The organism is Variovorax guangxiensis (assembly GCF_003952165.1).
Taxonomy (GTDB): domain Bacteria; phylum Pseudomonadota; class Gammaproteobacteria; order Burkholderiales; family Burkholderiaceae_C; genus Variovorax; species Variovorax guangxiensis.
In genome coordinates this window covers 179,739-191,124 of record NZ_RXFT01000002.1, presented here as the reverse complement: position 1 = coordinate 191,124, position 11,386 = coordinate 179,739, and the positions used below count along the sequence as shown (strand labels likewise).

The 11,386-nt window shown below is 72.5% G+C and carries 3 protein-coding genes and 1 pseudogene; all 4 read left to right on the top strand.

The genetic code is table 11. The features are described 5' to 3' along the window. Positions 1-156: 156 nt before the first annotated feature. Positions 157-8,241 (top strand): annotated as a pseudogene (locus EJP67_RS06575) (non-ribosomal peptide synthetase); the annotation flags it as partial. Positions 8,242-8,279: 38 nt separating this feature from the next. Then, positions 8,280-9,266: a TauD/TfdA family dioxygenase gene (locus tag EJP67_RS06570; RefSeq protein ID WP_126020812.1), complete on the top strand. Its 987-nt coding sequence runs from the start codon at positions 8,280-8,282 to the stop codon at positions 9,264-9,266. A gap of 33 nt (positions 9,267-9,299) precedes the next feature. Then, positions 9,300-10,214 carry a TauD/TfdA family dioxygenase gene (locus EJP67_RS06565; protein WP_126020810.1) on the top strand — a complete coding sequence of 305 codons (915 nt, stop codon included), beginning with the start codon at positions 9,300-9,302 and terminating at the stop codon, positions 10,212-10,214. Next, positions 10,211-11,386 carry a hypothetical protein gene (locus EJP67_RS06560; protein ID WP_126020808.1) on the top strand — a complete coding sequence of 392 codons (1,176 nt, stop codon included), beginning with the start codon at positions 10,211-10,213 and terminating at the stop codon, positions 11,384-11,386. Before EJP67_RS06565 ends, EJP67_RS06560 begins: the two co-directional genes overlap by 4 nt.

The following is an 11,386-nucleotide window of genomic DNA, read 5'->3' as shown; positions in this document are numbered from 1 at the left end:
GTGCTCAAGGCGCCGCGCGGCGTGCTGACGCCGGGCGTGATGGCCTCGCTGAAACTGCACAAGCAGGCGCTGCTGAGCTGGGCTGCCGCGAAGGGCGACGCAGCTGCGCGGGAACAGCAGCCGCACGAGCCCCGCACCACACCCCGCACCACACCCCGCATCACGCCCCTCATGCTGCCGCTGGTGCGGCTGGAGCAGGCGCAGATCGACCGCATCGTGGCCGCCACGCCGGGCGGCGCGGGCAACGTGCAGGACATCTATCCGCTCGCGCCGCTGCAGGAGGGCATCCTGTTCCATCACCTGCTGCTGCAGCAGGGCGACGCCTACCTGACCCGGCTGCTGATGGCCTTCGACAGCCGCGAGCTGCTGGACGGCTTCGTCGCCGCGATGGACGAAACCATCGCGCGCCACGACGTGCTGCGCACCGCGGTGCAATGGGATGGCTTGCCCGAGCCGGTGCAGGTGGTGTGGCGGCGTGCCCGGCTGGAAATCGAAATGCTGGAAGCCGGTGACGGCGGCAGCGAGAGCGATGTGCGGACGCGGCTGCAGGCCCATGCCGACCCGGCGCGCTACCGCCTCGACGTGCGGCGCGCGCCGATGATGCGCGGCTTCGCGGCGTTCGACGCACCTCGCGGACGCTGGCTGCTGCAGATGCTGCATCACCACCTCGCGATGGACCACGTCACGCTGGAGCTGCTGGCGCAGGAAGTCGGCCTGGTGATGCAGGGCCGCCGCGCGGAACTGCCGCCGCCCGTGCCTTTCCGAAACTTCGTCGCGCAGGCGCGGCTGGGCGCGCGCGAGGCGGAGCACGAGCAGTTCTTCCGCGCGATGCTGGGCGATGTGGAGCAGCCGACCGCGCCCTTCGACCTGCTCGACGTGCAGGGCAATGGCAGCGACGCGGTGCAGGCGAGGCTGCGGCTGGAACCCGCGCTGTGCGCGGACCTGCGCCGCGCGGCGCGGGCGCGCGGCACCAGCGCGGCCAGCGTGTTCCACCTGGCCTGGGCGCAGCTGCTCGCGCGATGCAGCGGCAACGGCGGCGGCGACGTGGTGTTCGGCACCGTGCTGCTGGGCCGCCTGCAGGGCGGCGCGGGCGCCGACCGCGCCATGGGCATGTTCATCAACACGCTGCCGCTGCGCGTGCGGCTGGAGGGGCGCGGCGCGGGCGAGGCGCTGGACGAAACTGCCGCGGCTCTTGCCGAACTGCTGCGCCACGAGCACGCATCGCTGACGCTCGCGCAGCGCTGCAGCGGCCTGCCCGCGAACACGCCGCTGTTCTCGGCGCTGCTGAACTACCGCCACAGCCGCGAACAAGCGGCGCAAGGCGGGCAGGGCATCGCCGGCATCCATCACCTGGAAAGCCGCGACCGCACCAACTACCCCTTCGTGCTGCACGTGGACGACCATGGCGAGGACTTTTCCATCACCGCCGAGATCGTCGAGCGCGTGGACGCCGCGCGCATCGCCGGCTGGATGCGCGAAACCCTCGGCAACCTGGTGCGCGCGCTCGACCGGGCACCCGACACGCCGATGCACCGCATCGAGACCCTGCCGCCGGCCGAGCTCGAACAGGTGCTGCGCGGCTTCAACGGCACACGCCGCGACCACGCTGCCGAAGGCGAACTGGTGCACGCGCTGTTCGAGCGCCGGGCCGACGGCGATCCGTCCACACCGGCGCTGGAATCCGCCGCCGGGCGGCTGACCTATGGCGAACTCGAAGCGCGGGCGAACCAGCTGGCCCGGCATCTGCGCACGCTGGGCGTGGTGCCCGACCAGCGCGTGGCGATCTGCCTGGACGGCGGCGCGGCGGCGGCGATCGCCATCGTGGCCACGCTCAAGGCCGGCGGCGCCTACGTGCCGCTGGACCCCACGCTGCCCGACGGGCGCCTGGCGCACATGCTCGCCGACTGCGCGCCGCGCGTGCTGCTCACGCAGCAGCGGCTGTTGCACCGCCTCGCCGCTGCGCCGGCCTGCGAACGCGTGCTGCTCGACGACATCGCCGGGGCGCCATGGGCGCAGGCCGCCGCGCCGCGCCCCGACGCGCATGCGATGGGCCTGCGCGGCGACCACCTGGCGTATGTGATCTACACCTCCGGCTCCACCGGCGTGCCCAAGGGCGTGGCGATGCCGCACCGTGCGCTGGCCAACCTGCTGGCCTGGCAGCGCGAGCAGCTGCCGGACGCGGCGCGCACCCTGCAGTTCGCGGCGCCGGGCTTCGACGTCGCGTTCCAGGAAATCTTCTCGACGCTGGCCACGGGCGGCACGCTGGTGCCGGTGCCCGAGGAGCTGCGCCGCGACCTGCCCGCGCTGGCCGGCTGGCTGGCCGGGCAGGGGATCGAGCGGCTCTTTTTGCCCTGCATCGCGCTCCATGCGCTGGGCGAGCTGTGGTCGCAGCAGGGGGAAGCGCTGCCGCCGGCGCTGCGCGACCTGATCGTCGCGGGCGAGCAGCTGCGCATCACGCCGGCGATACGGCGGCTGTTCGACGGCGGTGGCGCGGCGCGGCTGCACAACCACTACGGCCCGACCGAAAGCCACGTGGTCACGACCCACACGCTGGCGGGCCCGGCCCGGGACTGGGACGACCTGCCGCCCATCGGCACGCCGGTCGACAACTGCCGGCTGTACCTGCTCGACGCGCTGGGCCGGCCGGTGCCGCGCGGCGTGGCGGGTGAAATCCACATCGCCGGCGCGCAGGTGGCGCGCGGCTACCTGAACCAGCCCGCGCCTGGCGCCGAGCGCTTCCTGCGCGATCCGTTCCCGGACGCCGAAGGCGCGCGCATGTACCGCAGCGGCGACCTGGGCCGCTGGCGCGAGGACGGCACGATCGAATACCTCGGGCGCAACGACTTCCAGCTCAAGATCCGCGGCCACCGCGTGGAGCCGGGCGAGATCGAGGCGCGCCTGGGCGAACTGCCCGGCGTGCGCGAGGCGGCCGTGGTCGCGCGCGAGGATGTGCCCGGCGAGAAACGCCTGGTCGCCTACATCGTCGTCGCGGACGGCGCGCCGACCGAAGACTCCCTCGACCCCATCGACCCCGCCGAACTGCGCCGGCAACTGGCCGCGCGCCTGCCCGAGCACATGCTGCCCGGCGCCTTCGTACCGCTCGCCGCGCTGCCGCTCACGCCCAACGGCAAGCTCGACCGCAAGGCGCTGCCGGCGCCGGAGAGCCTGGCCTTCGCCCACCGCAGCTACGAGGCGACGACGGGCGAGATCGAGGACACCCTGGCGCGCATCTGGTGCGAGCTGCTCGGCATGGAGCGCGTGGGGCGCGACGACGACTTCTTCGAGCTCGGCGGCCATTCGCTGCTCGCCATGCGGCTGGTCTCGCAGCTGCGCGAGCGGCTCGGGGTGGAGCTGCCGCTGCCGGTGCTCTTCACCCACCCGCGGCTCGCCGACCTGGCGCGGGAGGTGGCCGAGGCAAGCCAGAACACGCTGGGCGCGATCGCGCGCGCCGACCGCTCGGCGCCGCTGCCGATGTCCTTCGCGCAGCAGCGGCTGTGGTTCATCGCGCGGGTCGATCCCGAGGCGAGCAAGGCCTATCACGTGCCCGACGCGGTGCGGCTGCGCGGCCCGCTGGACAGGGAAGCTCTGCAGGCCGCCTTCGACCGCATCGTCGAGCGCCACGAGGTGCTGCGCACCCGCTTCGTGGGCATGGCGGGCGAGGCGCGGCAGGTCATCGACGCGCCGCGCGGCTTCGCGCTTCTGCATGAAGACCGGCGCGGCATCGACGACGAGGCGCTGGAACGCATCGTGCGAGAGGAGGCGCTGCGGCCCTTCGACCTGGCGCTGGGCCCGCTGATCCGCGGCCGGCTGCTCGCGCTGGGCCCCGACGACCACGCGCTGCTGGTGACCATGCACCACATCGTGTCCGACGGCTGGTCTGGCGGGGTGCTGGCGAAGGAGTTCTCGGCCCTGTACGGCGCCTTCCGCGAAGGCCGCCCCGATCCGCTGCCGCCGCTGGCCATCCAGTACGCCGATTTCGGCATGTGGCAGCGCCAGTGGCTGCAGGGGCCGCTGCTGCAACAGCAGCTGCAGCAATGGGTGCGGCAGCTGCGCGGCGTGCCGGCGTTGCTCGACCTGCCGACCGACCGGCCGCGCCCGCCGGTGCAGGACTACCGCGGCGCCAACATCGCGGTCGAGCTCGACGCGGCGCTCGGCCAGGGCCTGCGCGCGCTGGGCCAGCGCCACGGCACCACGCTCTACATGACGCTGCTCGCGGCATGGGCTGTGGTGCTGGGCAGGCTCGCCGGGCAGGAGCAGGTGGTGATCGGCAGTTCGCACGCCGGGCGCAACCGGGTGGAGGTGGAACCGCTGATCGGCTTCTTCGTCAACACGCAGGCGCTGAAGATCGACATCTCGGGCGGCCCGAGCGTGGGCGCGCTGCTGGCGCAGGCGCGGCAGACGGCGGTGCAGGCGCAGAGCCTGCAGGACGTGCCCTTCGAGCGGCTGGTGGAGGCGCTGAACCCGCCGCGCTCGCTGGCCCATCACCCGGTGTTCCAGGTGATGCTGTCGTGGCACAACACGCCCGGGGCCGCGCTCGAGCTGCCCGGCCTGCAGGCGCAGAGCCTGGGAGGCGGCGCCGACAGCGCGCAGTTCGAACTGTCGCTGGAGCTGCGCGAGAACGGCGAAGGCATCGCCGGCCAGCTCAACTACGCCAGCGCGCTGTTCGACGAGGCCACGGTGCGCCGCCACTGGCGTTGCCTGGAGGCGGTGCTGCGCGCCATGGTCGCCGACGACGGCCAGCCGGTCGACCGCATCGACCTGCTGGATGCCGACGAACGCGCGGCGATCGTGGAAGGCTTCAACGAAAGCCATGCCGCGGCGGCCGAACCGGTGCTGGTGCATGCGCTCATCGAGCAGCAGGCGGCGCGCCAGCCCGACGCGCAGGCGATCGAATACGCGGGCGAAAGCCTGGGTTATGGCGAGCTCAACGCGCGCGCCAACCGCCTCGCCCACCATCTGCGCGCGCTCGGCGTGAAGCCCGACGACCGCGTGGCGATCTGCGCCGAACGCAGCCTCGAACTGGTGGTGGCGATGCTGGCCACGCTCAAGGCCGGCGGCGCGTACGTGCCGCTCGATCCGGTGCATCCGGACGAGCGCCTCGCGCAGATGCTGGAAGACAGCGGCGCGGCCGTGCTGCTGACGCAGCGGCGCCTCGACGCACGGCTGCAGGCGCCGCAACGATGCGCGCGCGTGCTGCTCGATGCCGAACTGCCCAAGTGGGCCTCGGCGCCATCCGCCAACCTGGACCCGGCCGCAGTCGGCCTCACGCCCTCGCACCTGGCCTACGTGATCTACACCTCCGGCTCGACCGGCGAGCCCAAGGGCGTGATGGTGGAGCACCGCAACGTGGCCTTCTTCCTGCGGGCGATGGAAGCCTGCGTGCACGGCACGGCGCCCGATTGCCGGCGCGTGGCGTGGAACTCCTCCTTCGGTTTCGACATGGCGGTGAAGGCATGGGGCCAGCTGGCTTTCGGCCGCAGCGTGTTCCTGCTGCCCGAAACGGACCGGCTCGGCGCGCACGAGCTGCTCGGCTTTCTCGAAACCCATCGCATCGAGGCGATGGAGTGCACGCCCTCGCACCTGCGGCTGCTGCAGGGCGCGGGCCTCCTGCAAGGCCGTGCACCGAGTCTGCGAAAGCTGCTGCTCGGCGGCGAGGCGATCGACGCGGCCACCTGGGGCGCGCTGGCCGCGGTAGACGACCGCCTTTTCTTCAACATGTACGGGCCCACCGAGTGCAGCGTGGACGCGAGCTGCGGCGTGATCGACGGGCGCCGCCCCCACATCGGGCAGGTGATGCCGGGCGCGCGCATCTACGTGCTCGACGCGGCGGGGCAGCCGGTGCCGGTGGGCGTGGCCGGAGAGATCCACATCGGCGGCGCCGGTGTCGCGCGCGGCTACCTGGGCCGGCCCGAGCTCACGGCCCAGCGATTCCTGCGCGACCCCTTCGTTGCCGAAGATGCGCCGGCGCGCATGTACCGCACCGGCGACCTCGGCCGCTGGCGCGATGACGGCACGCTCGAATACCTGGGCCGCAACGACCAGCAGATCAAGCTGCGCGGCTTCCGCATCGAGCCCGGCGAAATCGAGGCGCGGCTGGCGCGGCTGCCAGGCGTGCGCGATGCGGCGGTGGTCGCGCGCGAGGACGTTCCCGGCGACAGGCGGCTTGTCGCGTATGTGGTGGCCGGTGCGGAAGCGCCCGATCCGGCACTGCTGCGCGCGGGCCTCGCCGCGCAGCTGCCCGAATACATGCTGCCCTCGGCCTTCGTGCCCCTCGACGCGCTGCCGCTCACGCCCAACGGCAAGCTCGACCGCAAGGCGCTGCCCGCGCCCGACGCGCAGGGCCTGGCGCTGGGCCGCTACGAGCCGCCGCAGGGCGAGGCGGAGCGCGCCATCGCCGCGCTGTGGTCGGAGTTGCTCGGCATCGAGCGCATCGGCCGCCACGACAACTTCTTCGACCTGGGCGGCTATTCGCTGATGGTGTTCCAGGTCATCGAGGGGCTGAAGCGCAAGGGCTACGAGGTGGCGCTGCAGGACGTGCTGCTGGCGCAGCAGCTCGGCGCGCTGGCGGCGCTGATCGGCAAGCCGCGCGAGGACGTGGCGGACGGGAACGCGGGTGCGAACGCGCAGTGGGTGACCATCCGCAAGGGCGGCGGCACACGGCGCGCGCTGGTGTTCGTGCACGAACCCAGCGGCGAGGTGCTGTCGTACGAGCGGCTGGCGCGGCATGTCGATCCGGAAATCGGCCTCTATGGCATTCGCGCCGACCGCGCGGCGGTGCATGGCGAAAGCCGCTACGAGGACCTGGCCGCCGGCTACGCGCGCCTGATCCGCGAGGCGTTGCCGCAGGGGCCCTACCGGCTCGCGGGCTGGTCGGCCGGCGGCGTGCTGGCCTTCGAGGTCGCACGGCAGCTGATCGCGGCGGGCGGGCAGGTCGAGTTTCTCGGCCTCATCGACAGCTGGCACCGTGGCGAGGGCGAGCGCGGTGTGTCCGAGCTGGGTGAGCAGGACCGCAAGCTGCTGCTGGTGGCCTTCGCCGAGTACTACGGACGCAAGCTGGAGGCGAGCGAGATCGAGCGCATCCTCGCCGCCGACGGGCTGCCCGCCGCGATCGCGCTGGCGCGCGCCGAGGGGTGGCTGAAGAAGGACATGAGCCCGGCGGAGTTCGACGCGCGCGCGGGGCTGTGGTTCGATCTGCGCGCGGCGGCGCACCGCTATCACGCGCGGCCGCTGGAGATCGATGCGCACCTGTTCTCGGCACTCCCCGGGGACGCTGGCGATCCGGCCAACGGCTGGAGCGCGGTGCTGGGCAACCGGCTGCAGGTGCATCACGTCGGCGGCGACCACTGGAGCATCATGATGGACGCCGGGCATGCGGCGCGTGTCGGCGGGGCGATCGATTCGATCCTCGCGCGGCTCGATGGCGCACAGGCGAAGCCGGCCATGGCCATGGCCAGCCGCCAGCCGGCGCCCGGCGCGGTGGTGACCATCAGGAGCGGCAGCGGCGCACAGGCACGCAAGGTGTTCTGCCTGCCGGGTGCCGGCGCCAACGCGACCACCTTCCTCGACTTCGCGTCGCGCAGCCCGGGCGACGCAAGCTTCATCGGCCTGGAGGCGCCCGCGCTGCTGGGTCGCGAGGGCGAGCCGCCGACGCTGCAGGAGGCGGCGCGGCGGCATGTGGATGCGATACGCGCGCTGCAACCGCAGGGGCCCTATCACCTGATCGGCCATTCCTTCGGCGGCTGGGTGGCGCTGGAGGCGGCGCGGCAACTCGCCGGAGCCGGTGCGACGGTCGCGCCGGTGGTGCTGGTCGACACCGATGCGCCGCGCGCCGAAGGCTTCGGCGACCGCGCCCACGCGCTGCGCGAGTACCTGGCGCTGATCCGGCTGCAGGGCGGAAAGGAGCACGGGCTCGACGCCGGCACGCTGGCCGCGCTGCCGGCCGGCGAGCAGACGGCATCGGTCTTCGAGGCCATGCGGCGCGCCCGCCTCCTGCCGCCCAGCGCGCGGCGCGCGGACTTCTCGCCGGTGCTGGAGATGTTCTGCCGCCAGTGCGCGATCGGCTACCGACCCGAGGGCGAGTTCGCGGGCCTCGCGTTGCTGCTGCGCGCGGTTTCAGGCGACGGGACGGAGGCCGTCGGCCTCGATGCCTGGCGCCGCCACGAGCCCCGGCTGCGCAGCTTCGATGTGCCCGGCAGCGATCACCTGTCGATCCTTCGGCCGCCGCACGTCGATCGCGTGATCGAAATCGTGGGTCGCCACTGGTACCTGGGGCAGCGGCCATGAGCGCGGCGATGGCAGGCACCGTGGCCGCGGAGGCGCGCGAGGCCGAAGACTTCGATGACGGCTTTCCGCACCGCATCCATGCCGACGCCGAACTGGCTTCAGGCGGCGCGGCCGACGCGCAAGGCTGGTTCGGCGAGGCGATGCCGCGGCTGGAGCCGGTGCTGCTGCGCGCCGGCGCGCTGCTGTTTCGCGGTTTTCCGCTGCGCGAGGCGGCGGACTTCCGGCGCGCGGTCGCGGCGATGGCGCCGCTGCAGCTGCGCGACTACGCGGGCGGCACCTCGCCGCGCAGCAAGGTGGACGAGGGCGTCTACACCTCGACCGAGTACCCGAGGCAGCTGGAGATCCCGCTGCACAACGAGATGTCGTACAGCCTGCGCTGGCCGGGGCGCCTGTATTTCTTCTGCGCGACCGCGCCGCAGGCGGGCGGCGAGACGCCGCTGGCCGACTCGCGGCGCGTGCTGCAGGCGATGCCGGCTTCCATCGTCGAGGAGTTCGAGCGCCGCGGGCTGATGTACGTGCGCAATCTCGCGCCGGCGCACGCGCCCTACAACGCCTGGAGCAAGGCCTTCGAGACCGCCGACCGCGGGCAGGTCGAGGCGCATTGCCGCGAGATGGACATCGGCTGCGAATGGCAGCCCGGCGGCGGCCTGCGCATCCACGAGCGGCGGCCGGCCACGCGCGTGCATCCGCTGAGCGGCGAGCGCGTCTGGTTCAACCAGGCGCACCTGTTCCACGCCTCCAACACGCCGATGGGCGCCAGGGTCGATGCGCGCATCGAGGCCGGGCTGCCGATGGCGGCGTACTACGGCGACGGCGGGCGCATCGACAACGACACGCTGGCCGGCGTGCGCGAGGTGCTGCGCGCGCAGCGCCGCAGCTTCGCCTGGCGCCAGGGCGACCTGCTGGTGGTGGACAACCTCCTCGCCGCGCACGGGCGGCTGCCCTTCGAGGGGCCGCGCCGCATCCTGGTGGCCATGGCCTGACGAGATCGAAGAACCCAAGGTGTGAAACAACCCATGCAGATCACTTCCCCTTCCCACGAGCCGCTCGCGCCCTGGATCCGCCGGCACCGCGAGCGCATCGACGAGGCCCTGTGGAGCGACGGCCACGTGCTGTTCCGAGGCTTCGACGTCGGCGGCCTCGCCGGCTTCGAGGACTGCGCGGGCTCGGCCTGCGACGCGCTCTACCGCCACTACGGCGACCTGCCGCTGGCCAGCGCGGGCGACAACGTCTATTTCGCCACGCCGTATCCGAAGCACCTGGAGATCCGCTTCCACAACGAGGCCTCGCACACGCGCAGCTGGCCTTCGCGCCAGCTGTTCTTCTGCCTGGAGCCGGCCTCCGAGGGTGGCGAGTGGACGCTCTCGGACGGGCGCCAGGTGATCGAGCGGCTGCCGGCGCAGATGCTCGAGCGCTTCCGCGAGCTGGGCCTGATGTACCGGCGCCGCTTCATCCGCGGGCTGGACACTTCCTGGCAGCAGTTCTTCAAGGTCGAAAGCCTGGGCGAGCTGCGCGAGAAGATCGGCGCCAGCGGGCACGGGATCGACGCGATCTCCGAGAACGACCTCACCGTGTCGTACCGCACCCATGCGGTGCTGCGGATTCCCGAGCGCGGCACCGAGGCGTGGTTCAACCAGATCCTGCTGCACCACCCCGACGCGCTGCCGGCCGAGGTCGATGCGATGCTGGGCAGGCACTTCCGCCGCGACCAGTTTCCGCGCACCGTGTTCTTCGGCGACGGCAGCCCCATTCCGGCCGAATGGGTGCGCACCATCGACCGGGTGCTGGTGGAGTGCTCGGTCCGCATACCCACCGAGGCCCACGACGTGCTGCTGGTCAACAACCTGCTGATGGCACACGGGCGGCTGCCCTACAGCGGCAACCGCCAGGTGCGCGTGGCGCTGGGCGACATGCGCGAGGTGGCCGCGTGATCCGCCGCCAGCACGTCGCCGCAGACTTCTTCCCGGAGGCCGAGGCGATGCGCGCGGCCTACGACGAGAAGGTGGGCAACGCCTACCGGCAGGCCATCGAGTGGCAGTACTTCTGCGACCCGCGCATGTACACCTACCTGCGCACGGCGCCGCAGCAGGTGTTTGCGCAGCCGCTGTGGCGGCGCTTCGACCGGCACCTGCGGCAGTGGTGCATGGAGCACGCCGGCCTGGTGCCGACGGGCGAGCCCAACCTGCACCTGATGGTCAATGGCTGCACGCTGGGCCTGCACAGCGACTTCCAGAACGGCACGCTGGGCTTCGTCTACTCGCTCACGCGGTGGGAGTCGCGCAAGTTCGCCGGCGGCGAGACGCTGCTGATGCGCGACGGCGTGCCCAGCTACAGGAAGCACCACGTACAGGGCGAGGTGCTGTACGAACTGGTGCCGGCGCGGTTCAACCAGCTGCTGCTGTTCGACGACCGCATCGTCCACGGCACGCCGACCATCCAGGGCAGCATGGACCCGCTGGAAGGGCGCATCGCGCTGGTGGGGCACCTGCGCGCCGCCTCGCCGGTGGTGACCGCGGGGCCGCTGGACGAAGCGGCCGCGCGCGAGGTGATCGCCGGATTCCATCGCTCGCTCGCGCAGCCGCTGAAACCGTTCAAGGAAGTGCAGGGCGTGACGAGCCTGCGCCTCGCGGTGGCGGCGGACGGCCGGGTGGAGTCGGTGGAGGTGCTGACCGACAACTTCGTCACCGCGCAAAGCGGCTACGAGGCGGACGACGATGTCGCGGCGGCGCGCGCGCTGGTGCTCGACGCGGCGGCGAAGCTGCGCTTTCCGGGCGCGGGCGGGCCGTCGAAACTCATCGCGCCGGTGCTGCTGCCGCTGCCGGATTTGCGGCCGGTGGAGATCGTCGTTGCGCATGCCGGCCAGGCGGCGGTGCTGCGCGAGGCGCTCAAGGCGCAGCTGAAGGAGGTCGAGGCGCTGGGCTTCCGGGTCGAGGTGCAGGGCGACAGCTTCGCGGTGTGCGAGCCGCTGGCGGGCACGATCCGCATCGAGAGCCATCGCATCGTCGCCTTCTTCGACGCTCCGATGTGGGTGCCCTCGCAGCGCGAGCATTTCCAGGCCGCGCTGGCCGAGAAGCTGGGCATGCTGGCCAGGTACGCGGGCTGA